Origin of the sequence: Ruminococcus sp. 1001136sp1 (assembly GCF_039841815.1) — a bacterium.
GTDB lineage: Bacteria > Bacillota > Clostridia > Lachnospirales > Lachnospiraceae > Blautia_A > Blautia_A faecis.
Genome location: NZ_JBDPGY010000036.1, coordinates 1 through 19,836 on the forward strand (window position 1 = coordinate 1; position 19,836 = coordinate 19,836).

Sequence of the window (19,836 nt, forward strand, 5' to 3'; positions counted from 1 at the left end):
GTTTCTGCATTTATCATCTCCATTTATTGTGGATAACTGCTCTCATATTTCAAATTTGAGTTTCGCAATTACCTATTTCAGTACATTTACTGAATTGCTATTTTCCCGACTTCCCGGCTTGCCATATAGCTGAGAAATTTATGAAATGTTCCTGTTTTTTAAATCCTGCAAATACTACTGATGAGCGTGTAAATTTTCATTCTACAATGTAAAAACTCTTTGTTGACGGATATATTTGGATAAGGATATAATCTGTATCAGAGAATTTACAGGGAGATAAACAAGTATGAGTCAGGATATGATTAATAACCGTTTTTTGGAAGAGTCGGTATTTGCTATTGCCGATGGATACTGCGTGATCAATCTCACAAAGAATATTGTACGTGGTTCCATGTATCAGGTAGTTAATGGAAAAAAATATAATCTGAATGAACAATTAGGTTTGCCGGAAAATTCAAGCTTACAGAGTCTGGTGGATGCATGGGCATTGACCATACCTGAAGAAGGTCTTCAAGATTTTCTGCACGAGTTTGACAGAGAACGACTGTTAAAGCGTTTTGAAAATGGTGAACGGCATATATCATTCCGATATTGGACCAGGACTGCTACTTTTGAGCCCATGCTTGCAGAAGATCACATGGCCCTGTACCGGGAAGAAGAAACCGGAGATATCATTGCAGTCAATTATGTTCTTGACCGTACAGAACATTATCGCTTAGAGGAAAAAGAGAGGGCACTGGAAAAATCAAACAGAGAGTATGCGAAGCTTCTGGAAGAAGAGAAAAAGCATACGGCTATGATCGAGGAATTAACGAAGAAACTGCAAAGTCAGCTGGAGTTATTTACCGTATCCATCCCTGGCGGTGTCAAAATCAGTAATGATGACCCGGAATATTCTTTTAAATATGTTTCAGAACAATTTGCAAATATGCTCGGTTACGCAACACCGAAGGAACTGATGGACGCTTCTGGCGGTAATATTATCGGTCTTGCTCATCCAGATGACGTAAAGGTCGGACTTGCAGATGCATTAAATCAATATACGCATTCCGATCATTATGCTACTATTTACCGGATACGCTGTAAGGACGGCACATACAAATACATCGAAGATCGTGGACAGAAAGTAATAAAGGAAGACGGAACCATTGAACATTGGAATCTCATGCTGGATAAAAATGACTTCATGCACAAATCAATTGCATTGGAAAGTGAAAAGAAAGCAAATAAAAGCAAGTCTGACTTTCTCTCCAGGATGTCTCATGATATGAGAACCCCACTGAATGGCATTATCGGATTGCTGAAGATTGCTGAGAAGCATTTTGATGACAGTGAATTGGTTCTGGAAAATTTCGGAAAAATGCAGGTAGCCGCAGATTATCTATTGTCACTTATTAATGATATTCTTCAGATGAGCAAAATCGAAGATGGAAATGTACCGCTAACGCAGGAAATCATTAACTTTGATGAATTAAGTCAGGATGTTCTGACTATCATAGAACAGCGGGCAAAAGACAGAGGAATTCAAATGCAGTTCCGTTCAAAAAAAGAAGGGCTTCGATATCCTTTTATTTATGGAAGTCCGGTGCATATGAGACAGATTTTTCTTAATATTTATGGAAACTGTATTAAGTATAACCGGATTGGCGGCAAGATAATAACGGTGTTGGATTATACAGAAGTAGTGGATGGAATTACGACATATGAATGGACGATCACAGATACAGGCATTGGCATGAGTAAGGAATATCTGAAGCATATATTTGAGCCGTTTTCGCAGGAAAGGAATGATTCTGGAAGTACACAACAGGGAATTGGACTGGGAATGTCGATTGTAAAAGGCCTGATTGAAAAAATGGGCGGAACAATTAAAATAAAAAGCGAAGAAGGAATCGGATCAACTTTTATTATCAGAATTCCGTTTAAACTTGCTTCCGCACCAGATACAGTAAAGAAAACAGCAGCACAGATGGATATTAGTGGATTAAACTTATTGCTGGTGGAGGATAATGAACTGAACGCAGAAATTGCGAAAACTCTGTTGTCTGATGAAGGTGCAAATCTGACAGTTGCAGAAGATGGACTGCAGGCGGTCAGGATGTTTCAGGAGAAACCGGAAGGTTATTTTGACGCAATTCTGATGGATATCATGATGCCTGTAATGGATGGGCTTACTGCGACAAAAACAATCCGGTCACTGAAACATCCTGATGCTGAGACAATTCCAATCATTGCCATGACAGCAAATGCTTTTCAGGAGGACGCTGAAAAATGTATTGCTGCTGGAATGAATGCACATCTGGCAAAACCTTTGGATATTGAGAAAGTAAAGATGACCATTTATAAATATATATAAGAAAAGTCAGCAAGGAGGTATTGACGCATGTTTAGAGAAATATATAATTTGCACAGCACTCTTATTGCGTCCAATGATAACATCTCCATGCCTGTTGATAAGATAATGATATGAGCAAAAACGTCTTTTCATCTGTTTGAGGAAAGACGTTTTTTATATGAAAATGTTTTGGAAGAGGAGTGACCGAAAATGAGTTTAAATTGATATGGCTGAAATAAATATATGACATGTCAAAAAAGAAAAAATATTATGGACGTTAATTTCGAGTATTATAAGATCTTTTATTATGTGGCAAAATACCACAACTTTACCAAGGCGGCCCAGACGTTAAACAACAGCCAGCCGAATATTACCCGGGCCATGAATTGTCTGGAACAACAGCTGAATACCACTTTATTTATCCGTACCAACCGCGGCGTACAGCTCACTCCGGAAGGAGAACGGCTTTATACCCATGTGCTAAGTGCAATGGAGCAGTTTCAGGCAGCAGAAGAGGAGCTGGCAGACAGCTCCGGATTATCCCATGGAAGTGTAGCCATCGGTGCCAGTGAAACTGCCCTCAATATTTTCCTGCTGGATAAATTAAAAAGTTTTCACATGACTTATCCGGGAATCCGGCTGAAGCTTTACAACCATTCCACACCGGAAGCCAGGAACTTTCCCTTCGGGAGGTAAAGAACTATCCGATGATTTCTCTTGGGCGGGAAACTATGACCTATAAATTTTACAACAGCGTATTTTTATCTCATGGCCTGGATCTTTCCCCGGATACGGAAGCTGCCACTGCGGATCAGATCCTGCCTCTGGTAAAATGCGAGCTCGGGCTTGCCTTTTTGCCCCAGCCGATGGCTGCACCTTCCCTTTTGAAAAAAGAGATCGTACAGATCCCATTAAAAGATGAAATTCCGGAGCGCCAGATCTGCCTGGTGTATGACAGCCAGCATCCTATAGGGGCTGCGGCAAGAGAATTAAAAAATACAATTCTGTTGATTACATAAAAGAAGCGAAAGAACTTGGTTTATTAAACGCGGCACCTATCCAAACACAAGTCAATTGATGAGTCGGGAACATTTTCCCAGCATTTCTGATGCTATTTTAATTCATTTGACACCTTTTCGCTAATTGTATGATAGATTTCCTTTGTCGCTGAATCATTTTCACCATTTACGACCAATATTTTTCCATCTATACTCATGACTACATATGAATGACAGGATGAATGGGTATACCTGATATAATCTCCATAAACATCATTTCTAAAATTTCCCATAGCATATCTAAGATTTCCTAAACCGTTGGTTCTATAATCATTCCGGTTCTGAGATGAATTTTCTTCATATGAGATACTGTCAATCTGCGCATAGTCCACTGTATAATCGCTCCAGCCTTGTGCCTCAATGGTAAAATCTTTATCCTCGAAACGAATCTCAATACTTCCCAAAAACAACGTCCATATACCGAATATAATGGTTAAAATGGCTATGATACCTGATACTCCAATTGTTTTTTTGTTATACTGAATTTTTAATTTTTCTCCGGTCGCTATCTTTTTCTTATAAAATAGATAAGAATAGAGAATGCTGATGATTGCGGCTGCCATAATGCTTACGATATACAAAACAAGAGCAGCCATACTTTCCTCAAAAAGACCACAGAGCATACACAGAATACCTGATGCCATCCATAGTTTCCCACTGAATCTATGAGTTGCATTCCAGTTTTCCTCATCCTGCAATGTCCATATAACCCGGATTCCTATCGTATTATTCTGCTTTACCTTTGGCAGATAATTTCCTATAACCATGAATAGTAAGCCTGTTCCATAATACATGAATGCCATGAACAGGTTCTCCATGCCTGCTCCGGTATTTACCAATCTGGCAATGCCATTATAGAGCAATGTAATAACAGGTATCATCCATATAGTCATTCCTATAACTTTTGGACTCTGTTGTCGGCTTCTGTTATCATAAAATATGATTGCTACAAATATACAGTGCGTTACTACAAAAAATACATTTATCCATTTACCGTGTGTACTCGTAAAACCCACCAGGACTCCTGCAAGAATTACCAGTATAGAGCTAATTAATGAACCTCTATATTTTTTTATCATTTCCTTCATCGTTCGATGCTCCTTTCAAATCTGTGATCCACAACATGACATCTTCCAATACGGAAGTGTTTAATTCATAATAAATAAACTTTCCTTCTCTTTGGTTTCGGATCAAATCAGCTTCCTTCAATATTGCCAGATGTCTTGATATGGATGCTCCCGTCACTGAAAAATGTTCGCATATTTCTCCGGCTGAAAGCCGCCCATTTTTCAATAAGTTCAAAATCTCACGTCGTATTGGATCAGCCAGTGCTTTTAATGTATCCTGTATACCCAATAATTCATCACATCCCTTCATTTAACATTTAACCTAATTGTTAAACGTATTATAATGCAAGGAATATTATGTGTCAAGAACCAGTTGCTTCAAAATATGGTTGACATTTATATTCTACAGATGTAGAATATAAACAGTTTCTACAAAAGTAGAAAATAATAAACAGGGAGAATGCACTATGAAGACAGGAACAGTAAAGTTAATGACACTTATCACTACGGCGGTAATGGGGACCTTTTCAGCAGGAACGGTTCTGGCTGCAGAAAATAATGACTTTTATACACAGCCACCAGCAGATTCCGACTGGGAAAAGGCAGATACGGAAGGTACTTATGCCAGCTACACGAATGGAAGTGATTATGTAAACATTTACAAATATTCACTTGATGATGTCAATATAGCAATTGCAAAATGCAATGATACGTATGAAGCCTGCTATCAGACAGTTTATTCAGAGGGGAACAGTTTATATATGACGGTGGGATATGCAAAAGATGCAGATGATATCGGTGATGTCAGAAAATTCGTAGAATATATTTCCTATCCAGGAAATCCCTCCCTTACCAGACAGGCAGATGAAGATTCAACAGAGAATTCTGATCAGGAGGATACCGATACTTCCAATCCGGGAGGTAAGGGAGATTCAGATTCTTCCGATACAGAAGTGAATGCTTCCGCAGATAACAGTGATGGTTCAGATATTATTTCCACCTCACCACTGACATTAGTTGACAGTGATGGAAATACAATTGAGATCAATTACATTCTTCACAAAGATTATTCTTGCGAATACCGTGGAGATGATGGAATGAAATATACTGATAATGGGAATGAAACTTATACCGATGAAAATGGAAACACGTACTCAGCCCTGAATGATGAAACCCATTATCTTGGTACCACTCTGGAACAGCATGACCTTGAGGATTCGGACGGTAATACAGTAACCATTACACAGACTACAAATGGTAATTATTATTTCCGCGATGAAAATGGTACCGGATTCTCAGACAACGGAGATGGAACCTGGACAGATGAGAATGGAAACAGCTATACAGAAATAGACTGATATGGTATAATAAAATCATTCCTACATTTGTAGAAAGAGGGAGAATGAGAGCGTGAAAAAAACATATCAGAGACTTCCAGAATCAGAACTGGATATTATGCTTGTTCTTTGGAATAATACACCTCCGATGAACAGAATGGAAATTGAAAAAGTGATCAATACGAAAAAAAGCCTTGCTCCGACAACGATCCTGTCGCTGTTGGCCAGGCTGGAAGCCAAAAATTTTGTGGAAGTGACCAAACAGGGTAAAATGAATCTGTATACACCTTTGGTTTCACAGTCGGATTATCAGGCACATGAAAGCCAGAGTGTCCTTGAGAAGCTTTATGGGAACTCTTTGAAAAAATTTGTAACGTCCTTGTATCAGGGGAAAAAGGTAAGCTCTGAAGAAATTCAGGAGCTCAGTGACTTCCTTAAAGAACTAGAGGACAGGGAGAAATAGCGAACTATGGAAGTATTTGTTTTGCATATTTTGAAACTGAATATTATTGCAGCAGTTGTAATTTTGCTGGTCAAAGTGCTTGCAGCTTTGCTAAAGGGTAAAGTCTCAGCCAGATGGAAATATGTTATCTGGCTGATCGTGGCAGTCAGCCTGACAGTTCCATTACAGCTACCGGCAGACCTGTCAGTTGTGACTTTTAATGTGCCGCAATACCGCACATATGACAGACAGAATCTGAATCCAAATGGCAGTATGGTCGGAACAGAAAATCAGGGAAACAGACTACAGAATTTAGAAAATATGCAGTCGTTAAACAAAAACACACAGAATTCCTCTGAAATTTTTTCGCAGAAAGTGCCTGTCATGCGTGATTCAGGCAGATGGATGGGAATTGCAGCAGTGATTTTTACAGCCGTCTGGTTGGTTGTGGCAATCCTCAAACTTGCAGGAGAATTTCTGGCATATTACCTTTCTATGAAGGAACTGGAACGGATGAGTCTGTTAGTAAGTGATCCGGTGAGTATTCAGATGTACAGAGAGGTGTGTCAGAAAAAGCATGTACGCAGAATACCGGAACTCAGGCAGAATGCAGGTCTTACTACACCGCTTCTGGCAGGGCTTTTTCATACGAAACTGTATCTGCCTGCGACCGGGTATTCTGCCGAAGAAAGAAAACTTGTTTTTTACCATGAACTGACGCATTACAATCATCGGGATCTCTGGTATAAGATGTTTTTACGGATCTGTGCATCGATATACTGGTTTAATCCATTTCTTCTTCTGATGCTGAAAGAAGCAGATAAAGATATTGAGAATCTGTGTGATACAGATGTTATCCATCGGGTAAGCCTGGAAGAAAACAGGCTTTACAGACAACTGCTTCTTCGAACAGTCGCAATGGACAATCAGGTACCATATGTGAGCGCAAGCCTTAATGACAGTGGAATGGTATTTAAAGACAGGATCCTGTATATGCTCAATATCCGGAAATTTAGACGGGGACTGTTGCCGGGAATTCTGATGGCCGTTCTGCTTGTCGGAGGGAATCTGGCATTCAGTGTGTCCGCAGAGGCACCGGAAGAAACTGGAAAAACAGAGCAGGCAGAAGCTCATAATGAAAAAGAGACAGATCAGGTGAAGAATAATGTGCCGGATTATGCACCTTTTTCCGAAACGGTAAATAAGCAGGAAAGCGACGACGTGCAGAACCCTGGCGCAGATCTGTCACAAAATGAAGAAACGTCAACAGAAAGTGTGGATGCGGAAAATTCTTCTGCAGCTGATACAGAAAATGAAAGCCAGGAGAATGGATCAACAGCTTCCGAAAGCAGTTCTGATGGTACCGGAAATGTATCACATAATGAAAATCTTCCGGCAGGCGTGCCATATACCAGTGGATTCAGTACTGCGTCCGGTGTGGCATCAATTGTAGCAGCAGGTGAAGGAGATGAAGAATCCAGAGTCCTTTACGATAACGGAGACGGAACCTATTCCGACTATTATGGATTCCAATACAGTTATCAGGGAGATGGGAGCTGGGCAGATGCCAATGGAAATTCCTACCGTACCTGGAATGATGAAGACTATAATTTCGGAACACAGCTGGAAAAACATGAACTCAAGGGCAGCAGTGGCACCGTTAATGTAAAAGAGACTACAAACGGAGATTATTATTACTGTGATTCAGAAGGTGTAGGATACACAGATAATGGTGACGGAACCTGGACCGATGAGAACGGAAATCTTTATGAAGAGTAAATGAAAAGAAACGTTTTCCGGAAGCAAATAAGAGACTGGAAAACGTTTCTTTTCTTGTAAAATGTTATATGAGATATAAAAGCTATTTGGAAATATAATTATTTGATAAGAAAGACATTTTTATTTTACAACAAACAGATATTTTTATGATAAAATATCGGAAAGAAATTTTGGACTGTAACAAAAGTCGTTGCAGTGTCTAAACTACATCAAATGGATACGGAGGAAGAAATGTGCGGGATCTGTGGATTTACAGGTTACAGACAGGATCAGAAGACAGTAATTGAAAGGATGATGAAAGCCATTGAGCATAGAGGCCCGGACAGTGAGGGCTCCTTTTGCAGGGAGAAGATTACGCTGGGCTTTCGAAGACTTAGTATTATTGATTTAGAAGATGGGCAGCAGCCTATGGAAAGTGCGGATGGAAATCTGCATATTGTTTTTAATGGAGAAATCTATGATTATAAAGAACTGCGGGCAGAACTTGAGACTTTCGGCATTTCTTTTTGCACCCATTCCGATACGGAAGTTCTGGTAAATACCCTTCAGCAGTATGGGGAGAAGGCACTGGATAAACTCAGGGGAATGTTTGGGTTTGCAGTATGGAATGAAAAAGAGCAGACTTTGATGCTTGCAAGGGATTTCTTTGGAATTAAGCCTGTGTACTATGCCGAAATAGATGGGCACTTTGTATTTGCTTCTGAAATTAAGAGTATCCTTGCATTTCCCGGCTATGAAAGGAAAGTAAATCAGAAGGCCCTGGAGCAGTATTTGTCATTTCAATATTCTCCTCTGGAAGAGACCTTCTTTAAGGGAATTTATAAACTGATGCCTGGACATATGCTTTTATATAAAAACGGAAGCTATGAAATAAAGACTTATTTCAAACCAAAGCTTACACCAGGTCAGTGGAACCATAAGACGAATATGGCGCAGCTGCGGAGCCAGCTTTCCGAGATTTTAAAGGATTCAGTGAAGCATCATATGTTAAGTGATGTGGAAGTCGGCGCATTTTTATCAGGTGGAGTGGATTCCGGTTATCTGGCTTCTTCCTCCGGTGCAGATCAGGCATTTACAGTGGGATTTGATGAGGGAGACCGATATAGTGAAGTAAACAAAGCTGCCAAAGTGGCAGAAAAAGCAGGTTTGAAACACCATGTGAAAATCATATCCAAGCAGGAATTCTGGGATGCCCTTCCAGATGTGATGTATCATATGGATGAACCCCTTGGGGATGCCTCTGCAGTTGCACTTTATTTTCTTTCCAAAGAGGCCGCAGGGCATGTCAAGGTAGTCCTTTCCGGGGAAGGCGCAGATGAACTTTTCGGTGGATATAATATTTACAGAGAACCGGAAGCATTAAAGAAAGTTGCCTGGATTCCATTCAGGCTTAGACGTGCTGTTAGAAAACTGGCCGCAAAGCTGCCAGATGTGAAAGGTCGGGATTTTCTTATCCGCGCGGGAATGAAAGTGGAAGAACGTTTCATTGGAAATGCGTATATCTACCGTGAAAAAGAGAAAGCGCAGATTTTGAAAAATAAAGTAACAGGACCTTCCACGCAGGAATATTTAAGACCATTTTATGAAGAGCTTGAGGCAGAAAACAGAGGCGGACTTCAAGACATGGAAAAAATGCAGTCTGTAGATTTGAACTACTGGCTTCCTGGCGATATTTTGCAGAAAGCAGATAAAATGAGTATGGCACATTCCCTGGAAGTCAGGGTACCATTTCTGGATAAAGAAGTTTTTGACTTTGCAGCAAAGCTTCCGAAAGAAACTAAGATTGCAGCAGGTACAACCAAATATATTTTCCGTAAAGCTGTTTCAAAATTTCTTCCACAGGAAACCGATGAACGTAAGAAACTTGGTTTTCCCATTCCAATCCGTGTGTGGCTGCGGCAGGATGACTGGTATCAGATGGTAACGGATTTATTTACCTCAAAAGCGGCAGAAGAATTTTTTCGTACAGAGGAACTGCTTCAGCTTCTGAAGGACCATAAAGATAAAAAGGCAGATAACAGTCGTAAAATCTGGACAGTTTTAACATTCCTTATCTGGTATGATATATTTTTTGCTACATGTTCGAAGTGAGAGAGTTGGTTATGAGACGGTAATAATAAAATAACTAAATGGATATTCACAAAGAAAAAATGGAAGATAGGTATTAAGCTTTCGTATAGGAAGCTGCATGTCAATCCATGGTTTATGAAGAGCAGACTTCATCATAACTATTTGAATAATTTATCGAAAGAAGGAAAAAATGAAATTATACCACTACCGTTCAATAAGCAGTGCGTTATTAGAAATTGAAAATGGCACTTTTCATTTTGCATCGAAAGAAGAGTTAAATGATCCGTTGGAAGGGTTTGTACGTGTTTTCTGGCAGGGAGATAAGATGGCCTGGGAGGGATTGTTCAGACATTATATATATAGCGTAGCGCGTGCACTGGAACTCTATATTCTGAAAGCCGATGATGAAACGTTATATCATAGTACTTTGGTTGCAAATGTTCATTGCTATAAAAATAACTTTTTTGAGAAAATTTTATTGAAATTAGGAGAAGAGTTCATAACGGATACAGATGTACAAAATCTGGCAGGAGTTTATGGTGACAATTGTTTGAAAGTATCAGAAAAGGAACTTCAATATATTCTTTTTTATATTCATAATAATGCACTAATTAGGTGTCTGGAAGAATTTAAGAAAAATAAATTTGTACCTGCAGAAGAAGCTGAGAAACAGATTAAACTTGGAGCTGTGATTACCAGACTTAACAGTACCATCCGGAGAACAAAAAAGTATCTGGATGGAAGCATCCCATGCCTGGAGGAATTGGAAGAAACGCGACTTCCATACTTTGAGAAAAATGCGGACAAACGTGAAAACCGCTGGAGCCAGATCATTAGTGGAAGTGATCTGATTGATACCATCTAAAAAGCAGACAGCCCGATATTTTCGGGCTGTCTGTCATTGGATTAAGGAAAGATATGAGGCAGGAAATACAGTCATTTTTTGCAGCATATCTTTTTTGGTATCATTTTGTCTATATTTTAAAGAATCCTGTTCATGTACAGGGGTTCATCAGTTGGTTATACTAATAAAAAGCGGATGTGATAGTTTATGCAGAAGAAAATCCGGCCGAATACCGGAATTCTCTTCTGGCATTAGCGGCAAACTTTATAATAGTTTGCGTAGAAATTCATCACATATAAGATATAAGCTTTTAAATTTTTCATTTCGTTCACCTCTTTTCTTAACTTACAAGTGCATTATAGATCACCTGAAAGCGGATTACGTGCCAAATGAAAAGAAAAAACAGACAAAATTTGCAGAGGAGAGAAATTATGTTTCCGGTTTATGAAGAGAAAAAAGAAAACCTGCATTTACATTCCCGCATTGCCAGACATGAATCCCCTCATCTGCACAATTCAGTTGAATTCATCTATCTTACAGAAGGATGCTTGGAGCTTGGAATGGGCCAGGAACTCTTTCACATGGAGGAAGGTGATTTTGCAGTCCTTTTTCCAGAAGTGATCCATCACTGCCAGGTCTTTTCAGGAGAGAATAATAAGGCATGCTATCTGTGGGCGCAGCCCATACTTTGCGGACAATTTGCTTCTGTTATGCAGAAATACTGTCCGAAAAATCCTGTAATTAAAAAGCCGCAGGTCCACCGGGATATTGTAAATGCAATTCGGTGCCTGAAGCTCGATAAAAAGGAGCAAAATCCTAACCTTGTTGTGGAACAGGCTTATGTGCAGATCCTTTTGGCCAGAAGTATCCCGGCATTTAACTTACAGGAAAAGAGCAGTGTGGAGAGCAATGATATCATTTATCAGACGGTCTCCTATATTGCAAAACATTTTAAAGAAGAAATGTCCCTGGAAAAGATGGCAAGAGATATGGGAGTAAGTAAATTTACACTTTCGCGTGTCTTTTCCGGAACTTTTCATAGAAATTTTAACCAATATTTAAATGAACAGAGATTAAACTATGTCTGTGTTCATTTAGAGTGTACTGACAAAAGCATTACGGACATTTCCATGGATGCAGGATTTGAAAGTCAGCGGACTTTTAACCGGGTTTTCAGGGAACGCTACAAAATGACACCAAGAGAATACCGGAATCTGTACAGAGAAAAGTTTGTTCTGCAAAATGAAATCATATAGAAAAGAGAGGATAAAAATATGCTGAGTGAGAGTATTGCAAAACTGGTACAGTATGGAGTCGAGACGGGACTGATACCGGAATGTGAGAGAAATTACACAACAAATCTTCTGCTGGATGTATTTTACAAGGATGATTACACTGCACCGGAACAGGAATTTCAGAACATTGAGCAGCTTGTAGGCGGTTCTATTTTAAGCCATGACCATTTCCAGGGAGGACATTATACCTTCGCAATGGCTAAGGCACCGATTGAAAAGCATGTGACCATTCCTGGATTTGAGGATGTGGAAGCGGGAATTGTAAAGTGGCCGTTATCAGTGCTCCGTATCCGTCATAAAAATCCAGAACGGTTGATTGACCTTGCAACACATGTGCTGCAGGCATGGAGAGGCTATACAGATGAAGCAGTCTTTGTATTTGCCAATACGGACGGAGAACCACATAATACCATAACCCCAATTGCCCGTAAAGTGGAAGATGTATACGAGCTGGATCTGACACTTCGCAATAATATTACGACGAAAGAACATCCACTTGGTGTATATCATCCACATGCACAGTACCATCATATTAAAAAGGAAAATATCGGGCTGATCGAGGTAATGGGGCTTGCAGTTCTTCCGGCCCGATTAAAAGAAGAGTTGGAGCTTTTAGAGGAATACATTTTATCTGGAAAAGATATTTCTTCAAATGAAAAAATAGCAAAGCATGAGGACTGGGTGAAAGAATTGCTGGAAAAATATCCGGATATTAATGCAGAGAACATTCAAGCAATTCTTCAAAAAGAAGTAGGACTGGTATTTGTACATGTGTTGGAAGATGCCGGAGTTTATAAATGCACACCAAAAGGAAGAGAAGATTTTATGCGTTTTGTGGACAGTTTATAAGACGTGCTTTGACCGTGGTTATAATGAATGCTGTAGTATGAAGTACAAAACTACAGAACAAGAAAATATTTTTATAACAGCAGTTGCAGCCGGTATCTCATGGTATATAAAATGAGAATATCGGCTGCTTTTCATTATTTATTTTTACCCCCCAAAAGGTAATCTACCGAAAACCAAAACTTTAATTTGAATCTCAACTGAAAAAAATTGAATTTTTCTGTTACCATCCACTATTTTTTACGATATATAATATGAATGGAAATATTTTTATTCAAAAAGGCGCCTTATCTGTTGCTGGTCAGATTATGGACAGTGACTTTTATCTTAAAGAAACCCGGAGGACAACCTGTAAATGAATGATGATGAAATTATAAATCTGTTTTTAAAAAGAGATGAGAATGGAATTATAGAATTGAGTACTAAGTATCATCCCTATTGCTACAAGATTGCCTGGAATTTATTAGCGAATAGAGAAGATGCCGAGGAATGTCTGAATGATACCTGGTTTTCAGTATGGTCACAGATTCCTCCTACGCATCCTCCTGTATTGGCACACTTTTGCGGTCGGATTACAAGAAATCTTAGTATTGACCGTTTAAGAAAAAAGTTTGCAGGCAAGCGCCCGGATGTTCATATGGCAGATGTTATGGATGAAATGGAGCAGCTAAATGTAACTTATACAGTGGAAGAACAGCTGGCAGAAAAAGAACTGATGGAAACCATAAATCGTTTTTTGGAAGAGATGTCTCCAAAGGACAGAAATATTTTTGTACGAAGATACTGGTTTTTGGATCCTGTTTCTGCAATATCCAAAAGTCATCATATGTCAGTGGGAAGTGTGAAAATGAATTTATACAGAAACCGAAAAAAGCTGTTGAAACTGTTGGAAAAAGAAGGAGGACGCATATGAAAAAGTTTGATTTTTCAAAAGAATTTGGTAATATTGATCCGAAATATATAGAGGAAGCAGAGCGGGAATGGAGTGAAAAAAAGGAAAACCGGAGGCCAAAAGGGTGGAGCAAAGCAGCAGCTGCCTGTGTGATCGTCACCTTGGGTTCTGTTATCTTTTCTAATCCGCATATCCAGGCTTCAATAAAAAATATTACATTGTCCATAGGAGAAACCCTTGGTTTCCCCAAAAGCATTGAATCTTATACGGAAGTGTTGAATACCTCTAAGGAAGACAAAGGAATTACTGTAACATTAAAAGAAGTTGTTCTGGATAATGGGGTTCTGTTAACAAAGGTGCATGCAGAAAAAACATCTTCCGGGCAAAAGGGCACGGATGATGTCCAAGATGCCTGGACCTTTGCCAATACACAGCTTGACATTGATTATCAGAAAACTACAATAAATGGACAGAAAATTGAAGAATACGAAAGCGGACACTATCTGCCGTATTCGGATGAGGATTTACTAAATACCGGACTGGATGAAAATGTCTATGATGCTGTTCTGGAATCCCGCTTTTCCCTTGGTGGGGATCTGGGAGAAAATCCGGAAGTACATTTGGTACTTGGTGCCTATCAAAATGAAAATCTTGGCGAAGATTATTTTGCAGAGTTTGAGTTTGATTTTTCTATTCCCCATGCGGAGCTTATGAAACAGACAGTTCATAAAAAGCTGGAAGATGTTTCTGTTAAAACAGAAGAAGGAACCGTAAAATTAACAGACTTTTCCATGAATAAACTGCAAAGTATAATTACGGCAGAAATTCCGGAAGAACTTGAGGAAAAGCTGTATAATGGTAATGAGATGATGCTTATGGGGACAGACAGTAAAGGAAATCAGGTACAGTATGAACTGCGCAGTAATTCAGCAGATGGTAAATCTCAATGGAGTTTTAAAACCAGTTTCTGGGGCATGTATCAGCTGGATTCTGACGGTCCGGTTCTTTTACTCCCGGATATTGACAGCGATTATCTGGAATTACAGCTTTATACCAGAGAACCTTATATGGCTGCAGCAGACACTGTCTGGGTTGATGACGATTTTGTAGAAATTGGTGAGACTACAGAAGAAGTAGAAGAAGTTCCAGAGGATACTTTGGAGGGAGAAAATCCGTCAGATGCAGAGGAGCCGGTTGAAACTCAAATTATCGGAGGGGCAGATGCTCCCACAGAAGTAAGGCTTCAAGACGATACAGACCAGAAAGAAAATACCGACGCAGCAGATAAAACGGATGAAGATTATGGAACCGAAGAAAGCGCATATGATGGAACTACAGGTGAAATCACTGCAGAATCTGACTGGACACCTGTCGGTGAAAAAATAAGGATTCAGATTAAGTAGAGAAACGTGAATCTGTTTCCCAAAATCCCATGTCAAAGAAGCTTTGCATACCTATTTTTTCGCTGTAAAAGGTAAATTGCTTTTCATTCGGCAGAATTTTTTATATAATCCAGGTGAGAAGCAAAACCGATTGGAAGAACAGGAGCAGAGCAATATGAACATTGGAACGCAGATATTAAAAATACGAAAAGAAAAGGCGCTGACCCAGGAGGAATTTGGAAAAATATTTCATGTTACCAGACAGACTGTGTCTAATTGGGAGAATGAAAAGAGCTATCCGGATCTGCAGATTCTCATAGACATCAAATGCCGTTCTGGAAGTCATGGAGTTTATACCTCCAAGGTCGAAGATCTGCATGAAGATTATCTTCGTCCTCAGGAAAACGGAAGCCATACAGACTGCGATTATGTGTGCGTGAGCAATGATAAAATGACGTTGTCAGCTGCTGGAAAAAAAACGATTGCATTTAATGCTTCTGAATACACTCAGGAGGAACTGACAAATAAAAAGCACGGCTATGAACTTGAAAAATGTGGAAGCACTGTACTTTGTATTGATTATTCCCAGAATGGTATCGGTTCTAACAGCTGTGGACCGGTACTTTCCGAGAAATATCAGTTAAATGAAGAAAAATTCACATTTGATGTGAAACTGGTTCTGCATAATAGATAATTAACAAGATTTAAACATGACAGGCATGTCTCTAAACAGGGATGTGCCTGCTGCTTTTATGCACAATTTTATAGAAAAACAGACGAAATATAATAAAAATCGCATTTTGTGCATGCTTTGTAAAAATTAATTCATATGATTTTTGAATGGCAAGTTTTATAATTGGATAAATAAAGCCTATAAATGTATCAGATTAAAAGAGGGTAGGGAAAATGTATAAAGTATTGTTTATAATGCACTTTTAAAACAGTATCGTGATAATGGTGTAATCTCACAGTATTTGACTGCAATGGTCCATATCTTGCTACCAAGAAGGTTGGTAAGAACACCCCAAAGGCAGAACAGATTGAGCAGGATAATAAACTGCGGATGGACTGGAACAGAGAGGTTGACAGGGCTGTCATAAGTGAGGTTCCCATAGAGGATATTTTACAGATAAAGAGGGAACATATCACAGAGCCAGTAAAGAGATCGATTGAGCGATACGGCAATAAGCCCGAAATGCTCTCGCTTATCCTGAATATGGCAATAGCAGAGCTGGTACTGCTTATCACAAAGGTGCTTGAGGCTATAAAAGGCATTCACAGCAGGCAGCAGTGTGAAAATACTCACGAAGATAAAAACAAAGCCCAAAAGCAGGACAACGGAATACTTACAGCAGATGTGTTACCGCCAGAGCCTGTTATGATACCGGAAGCAGCCGCTTATCCGAAGTTAAAAAAGATAAAGACAGAACTGGACAGCCAGAATGCCATTATCTTTGAAGCTGAGCAACTAAGAGGCAGTCTTGAAATCGAAATGTCAAACTTAAAGGGACTGGCGAAGCTCATCAGAAAAGGCGATTTGCAGAGAAAGATTGACGAAAAGACGGATTATATCAACCGATTAAAGGCAGGACTCTCAAACATGGTTCGTAATAGCGGTTTTGAAAACATGAACGAGTTCCTGCTGACATTCAGAAAATGCAGGAATGCTTATACGGATTATCAGAGACAATACGAAAGCTGGAAGAATGCCTGCAGAAAACCGGATACACCTACGCATAAGGATGAAAAACTGTCGGATAAACTTGCAAGACTACAAAGGGAAGCCGCTGAAAACCAGAACAGTATCAGCAGGCAGACAAATGACAGAGGGGTAAGATAATATGCTCTTTGTTTTATATTCTTTTGACGGAATTACGATAGAATATTGGAACTTAACATGATATAATAATAGAAAATTTTTAGAAAGAAGTGAGAACGATATGAAAATTATCCGAGGTAACTACTCAGTACAGTTGATGTAAACTGTTGGCAGATTGTGCTGAGGTTAAAAGAAACTTGCCAGTAGTCGTTGACTGTACTGCTCTGATGCTTGAAATACAATATGTAAAGGAGTACAGTTATGCGTTATATAAAAGAAATATTAAAGAAAAACAGCATATGGGTATTGGTCTACATTGGACTAGGTATATTTAATTCATTTGTGGCTAATTACAAGGTTGACTATTTCCAAAAGGTTATTGATGGATTGGCTGATAGAACACTTGCATTTGCAGGAGTTGCAACATATGGCTTTATTTTGCTGGTAAATTACGGTATGAATTATCTGGATAATTACCCTGAAAAGAAGTTGGAACATGGTATTTATCTGGATTTTAAGCTTTTGTCACTTAGAAAAATAAGTACAATCGATTATACGGAATATCAGAAAATAGGTATGGGCAAACTTGTTCAAAGGATTGAGAATGGTTCAGCAGCAGGAAGAAATGTATTATTCAATTTCTGGTTGTGTTTGATTCGTGACTTACTTCCTACCATTGGTTTTAGTATATACTTTATTTGGGAAATAGATGAAAAAGTCACTTATGTACTGTTTGTAGGCTATACGGTTATTTTTATAATAACCAACATTCTATTGAAGTTTCTTTATAAAATAAAAGAAAAGATTTTGAATAGTGAAGAACTATTAAATCACTATTTGGTCAGAGGCTATATGGAAATGTTGGTATTTCGTATGAGTAAACAGTTCCCGAGTGAAATAAAGAAGACTTGTAATGCAAAAGAGGATATTGTTTCATCAAAAGTAAAAATGAATATGATTCATGAAGCATTCTTCACAATATTTGCACTACTTGTGGCAATGTTAGATATTGGTATTCTTTTTTATGCATGGAAAACGAAAAACCTTACAGTAGGTTCTGTGGTTGCACTAATTGCACTGATTGAAAATGCTTATACGCCAATTGCCATTTTTAATGTACTTTATGTCCAATATAAATTAGACAAGGCGTCATATAAGAGATTTGAGGAATTTTTAGGCTTAAAAGACGATGTTCAATTAAGAAACGGTAACGCAATAAATACAAATGTTGGAAAAATTGCAATAAGAAATTTATCATTCCAATATGAGGAACGGAAAATTATAGATGGCTTGAGCCTGTCAATACAAAAGGGAGAAAAAATAGCTTTTGTAGGAGAAAGTGGTTCCGGAAAATCGACCTTGATCAGGATATTATTAGGGTTGCTAAAATATAATCAAGGAGAAGTTCGCTTAGGAGACATGGAGTTAAAAGAAATTTGTCTTAATAATCTGTATGATAGAGTTAGTTATCTATCACAGGATGCCCCTGTTTTTGACGGAACAATAAAAGAAAATCTGGTATTTGAGAAACAAGTGTCAGAAGAACAAATGCTGGAGGCATTGAGTGAAGTGCAACTATCTCATTTAGTTGAAAATCTTGCGGAAGGTTTAAATACTGAAATTGGTGAGAAAGGTACTTGTTTATCGGGTGGAGAAAAACAAAGACTTGCATTAGCTCGCTTGTGGTTTGAAGACTCCGAACTTGTCATTTTGGATGAAGCAACATCTGCAATGGATAATTTAACAGAAGAAAATGTAATGAAATCAGTTATGCAAAAAATGAAAGATAAAACTGTCATTGCCATTGCACATAGATTAAATTCCATTGTAGGTTTTGACAGAATTATTCTCTTTAAAGAAGGGAGGATTGTTGGACAAGGTCCTTTTGAAGAACTACTACATACAGATTCTTATTTTATGGACTTGTATAATGCGAATGTGAAATAATTGTTTTTTTAGGTTGAAACTTGTAAAAATACAAAGGGACTGTTGCTCTTGCACTTTTTTAATTGTTAGAGGAGCAGTCCCTTAGTGTACTTAAAGTTCAATAGAGTCTTCTGTGTCTACCCATATCTGCATAGTTCCATCCAGATATAGTTTTGCATATTCAAGAGGTTCATCAATAGCAAGAGCATTTAATGCACACTGAGAGCATGGTGTAGTTTTAATACCATCTTCAGCCTTATCGCAGTCAATACGAAGCATACAACCAGCATGGGTGTAGATGTCTATGCTGTTCCGGTACATATTGTATTCTGCAAATACTGTTCTCATCGTATCCTATCTCCTTGTCATTCAATCAATCATTAGTTACAAAAATCAGAAGCATTTCAATCAGTCCACCATGTCACTTTTATTTTGTGTTATACTGTTTTATATGATTTTCTTGCCCTTGTATTTGCCCTTATCAGAGTTCGTAAACATTGACGGGACGATATAACACAAGGGAAACAATAAGGGAAAGCTCACCTGCGATAAACCCAGTGTTTTCAAGGGCTTGCGGAGAATTTAATAACAAAATATAACAGCTATTAAATCTCTTAAAACAGGTGAAATCTCAATCGGAAGTTGTAGTAAAGGAGCTTACAATGGGGTTTTGGATTTTTATGTTGATTATGGATTTGCTTCTTCCATTTACGATGATTGGTTTTGGAAGATATTTTATGAAAA

17 protein-coding genes and 1 pseudogene are annotated in these 19,836 nt (G+C 38.6%); 15 read left to right on the plus strand and 3 right to left on the minus strand.

Annotation, left to right across the window (positions count from 1 at the left end; genetic code table 11):
* The first annotated feature begins 286 nt into the window (after positions 1 to 286).
* From ABHC48_RS19590 to ABHC48_RS19600, 3 genes are all read left to right on the plus strand, one after another.
* Entirely contained in the window at positions 287 to 2,356 is a 2,070-nt protein-coding gene (locus ABHC48_RS19590; RefSeq protein ID WP_173773832.1) for a hybrid sensor histidine kinase/response regulator, read from the plus strand.
* A 249-nt stretch (positions 2,357 to 2,605) separates the two neighbouring features.
* Positions 2,606 to 3,031: a LysR family transcriptional regulator gene (locus ABHC48_RS19595; protein WP_334285817.1), complete on the plus strand. Its 426-nt coding sequence runs from the start codon at positions 2,606 to 2,608 to the stop codon at positions 3,029 to 3,031.
* Between the two features lie 11 nt (positions 3,032 to 3,042).
* Positions 3,043 to 3,354, plus strand: coding sequence for a LysR family transcriptional regulator substrate-binding protein (locus ABHC48_RS19600; protein ID WP_334285818.1), 312 nt, complete (start codon positions 3,043 to 3,045; stop codon positions 3,352 to 3,354).
* Positions 3,355 to 3,446: 92 nt separating this feature from the next.
* Here ABHC48_RS19600 and ABHC48_RS19605 read toward each other — a convergent pair whose 3' ends face one another.
* Positions 3,447 to 4,481 carry an SdpI family protein gene (locus tag ABHC48_RS19605; RefSeq protein WP_187566655.1) on the minus strand — a complete coding sequence of 345 codons (1,035 nt, stop codon included), beginning with the start codon at positions 4,479 to 4,481 and terminating at the stop codon, positions 3,447 to 3,449.
* Positions 4,456 to 4,749: an autorepressor SdpR family transcription factor gene (locus tag ABHC48_RS19610; RefSeq protein ID WP_173717826.1), complete on the minus strand. Its 294-nt coding sequence runs from the start codon at positions 4,747 to 4,749 to the stop codon at positions 4,456 to 4,458. Before ABHC48_RS19610 ends, ABHC48_RS19605 begins: the two co-directional genes overlap by 26 nt.
* 178 nt (positions 4,750 to 4,927) lie before the next feature.
* Here ABHC48_RS19610 and ABHC48_RS19615 point away from each other — a divergent pair, with 178 nt between their 5' ends.
* The 12 genes and pseudogenes from ABHC48_RS19615 to ABHC48_RS19670 all read left to right on the plus strand — a co-directional run bounded on the left by ABHC48_RS19615 (position 4,928) and on the right by ABHC48_RS19670 (position 19,113).
* Positions 4,928 to 5,818, plus strand: coding sequence for a hypothetical protein (locus ABHC48_RS19615; protein WP_195700422.1), 891 nt, complete (start codon positions 4,928 to 4,930; stop codon positions 5,816 to 5,818).
* A gap of 52 nt (positions 5,819 to 5,870) precedes the next feature.
* Positions 5,871 to 6,260 (plus strand): BlaI/MecI/CopY family transcriptional regulator, encoded by a 390-nt coding sequence (locus tag ABHC48_RS19620; protein WP_173729244.1) that lies wholly within the window; start codon positions 5,871 to 5,873, stop codon positions 6,258 to 6,260.
* Between the two features lie 6 nt (positions 6,261 to 6,266).
* On the plus strand, positions 6,267 to 8,018 hold the full coding sequence (locus ABHC48_RS19625; RefSeq protein WP_195700423.1) for a M56 family metallopeptidase: 1,752 nt from the start codon (positions 6,267 to 6,269) through the stop codon (positions 8,016 to 8,018).
* Positions 8,019 to 8,249: 231 nt separating this feature from the next.
* The gene (gene asnB, locus ABHC48_RS19630; protein WP_195700424.1) at positions 8,250 to 10,109 is read left to right on the plus strand and encodes an asparagine synthase (glutamine-hydrolyzing); all 1,860 of its coding nucleotides are present in this window, start codon (positions 8,250 to 8,252) and stop codon (positions 10,107 to 10,109) included.
* A gap of 169 nt (positions 10,110 to 10,278) precedes the next feature.
* On the plus strand, positions 10,279 to 10,953 hold the full coding sequence (locus tag ABHC48_RS19635; RefSeq protein ID WP_195700425.1) for a hypothetical protein: 675 nt from the start codon (positions 10,279 to 10,281) through the stop codon (positions 10,951 to 10,953).
* A 410-nt stretch (positions 10,954 to 11,363) separates the two neighbouring features.
* On the plus strand, positions 11,364 to 12,188 hold the full coding sequence (locus tag ABHC48_RS19640; RefSeq protein WP_021925437.1) for an AraC family transcriptional regulator: 825 nt from the start codon (positions 11,364 to 11,366) through the stop codon (positions 12,186 to 12,188).
* Between the two features lie 174 nt (positions 12,189 to 12,362).
* Positions 12,363 to 13,076 (plus strand): annotated as a pseudogene (locus tag ABHC48_RS19645) (galactose-1-phosphate uridylyltransferase); the annotation flags it as partial.
* Positions 13,077 to 13,428: 352 nt separating this feature from the next.
* Positions 13,429 to 13,986, plus strand: coding sequence for a sigma-70 family RNA polymerase sigma factor (locus tag ABHC48_RS19650; protein ID WP_195700427.1), 558 nt, complete (start codon positions 13,429 to 13,431; stop codon positions 13,984 to 13,986).
* Complete coding sequence (locus ABHC48_RS19655; protein WP_195700428.1) at positions 13,983 to 15,368, plus strand: DUF4179 domain-containing protein; 1,386 nt, start codon at positions 13,983 to 13,985, stop codon at positions 15,366 to 15,368. The genes ABHC48_RS19650 and ABHC48_RS19655 overlap by 4 nt, the downstream gene beginning before the upstream one ends.
* A 154-nt stretch (positions 15,369 to 15,522) precedes the next feature.
* Positions 15,523 to 16,041, plus strand: a complete 519-nt coding sequence (locus ABHC48_RS19660; RefSeq protein WP_195700429.1) for a helix-turn-helix domain-containing protein — start codon at positions 15,523 to 15,525, stop codon at positions 16,039 to 16,041.
* Positions 16,042 to 16,410: 369 nt separating this feature from the next.
* Entirely contained in the window at positions 16,411 to 17,187 is a 777-nt protein-coding gene (locus ABHC48_RS19665) for a hypothetical protein (protein ID WP_195700430.1), read from the plus strand.
* Positions 17,188 to 17,427: 240 nt separating this feature from the next.
* Positions 17,428 to 19,113 carry an ABC transporter ATP-binding protein gene (locus ABHC48_RS19670; RefSeq protein WP_195700431.1) on the plus strand — a complete coding sequence of 562 codons (1,686 nt, stop codon included), beginning with the start codon at positions 17,428 to 17,430 and terminating at the stop codon, positions 19,111 to 19,113.
* 90 nt (positions 19,114 to 19,203) lie between these two features.
* Here ABHC48_RS19670 and ABHC48_RS19675 read toward each other — a convergent pair whose 3' ends face one another.
* Positions 19,204 to 19,440, minus strand: coding sequence for a DUF6061 family protein (locus ABHC48_RS19675; protein WP_187566623.1), 237 nt, complete (start codon positions 19,438 to 19,440; stop codon positions 19,204 to 19,206).
* Positions 19,441 to 19,836: the final 396 nt, after the last annotated feature.

Coding starts and splice junctions, on each gene's coding strand:
- ABHC48_RS19590 (WP_173773832.1), top strand. CDS start 287: ATGAGTCAGGATATGATTAATAACCGTTTTTTGGAAGAGTCGGTATTT.
- ABHC48_RS19595 (WP_334285817.1), top strand. CDS start 2,606: ATGGACGTTAATTTCGAGTATTATAAGATCTTTTATTATGTGGCAAAA.
- ABHC48_RS19600 (WP_334285818.1), top strand. CDS start 3,043: ATGATTTCTCTTGGGCGGGAAACTATGACCTATAAATTTTACAACAGC.
- ABHC48_RS19605 (WP_187566655.1), bottom strand. CDS start 4,481: ATGAAGGAAATGATAAAAAAATATAGAGGTTCATTAATTAGCTCTATA.
- ABHC48_RS19615 (WP_195700422.1), top strand. CDS start 4,928: ATGAAGACAGGAACAGTAAAGTTAATGACACTTATCACTACGGCGGTA.
- ABHC48_RS19625 (WP_195700423.1), top strand. CDS start 6,267: ATGGAAGTATTTGTTTTGCATATTTTGAAACTGAATATTATTGCAGCA.
- asnB (WP_195700424.1), top strand. CDS start 8,250: ATGTGCGGGATCTGTGGATTTACAGGTTACAGACAGGATCAGAAGACA.
- ABHC48_RS19635 (WP_195700425.1), top strand. CDS start 10,279: ATGAAATTATACCACTACCGTTCAATAAGCAGTGCGTTATTAGAAATT.
- ABHC48_RS19640 (WP_021925437.1), top strand. CDS start 11,364: ATGTTTCCGGTTTATGAAGAGAAAAAAGAAAACCTGCATTTACATTCC.
- ABHC48_RS19650 (WP_195700427.1), top strand. CDS start 13,429: ATGAATGATGATGAAATTATAAATCTGTTTTTAAAAAGAGATGAGAAT.
- ABHC48_RS19655 (WP_195700428.1), top strand. CDS start 13,983: ATGAAAAAGTTTGATTTTTCAAAAGAATTTGGTAATATTGATCCGAAA.
- ABHC48_RS19660 (WP_195700429.1), top strand. CDS start 15,523: ATGAACATTGGAACGCAGATATTAAAAATACGAAAAGAAAAGGCGCTG.
- ABHC48_RS19665 (WP_195700430.1), top strand. CDS start 16,411: ATGGACTGGAACAGAGAGGTTGACAGGGCTGTCATAAGTGAGGTTCCC.
- ABHC48_RS19670 (WP_195700431.1), top strand. CDS start 17,428: ATGCGTTATATAAAAGAAATATTAAAGAAAAACAGCATATGGGTATTG.
- ABHC48_RS19675 (WP_187566623.1), bottom strand. CDS start 19,440: ATGAGAACAGTATTTGCAGAATACAATATGTACCGGAACAGCATAGAC.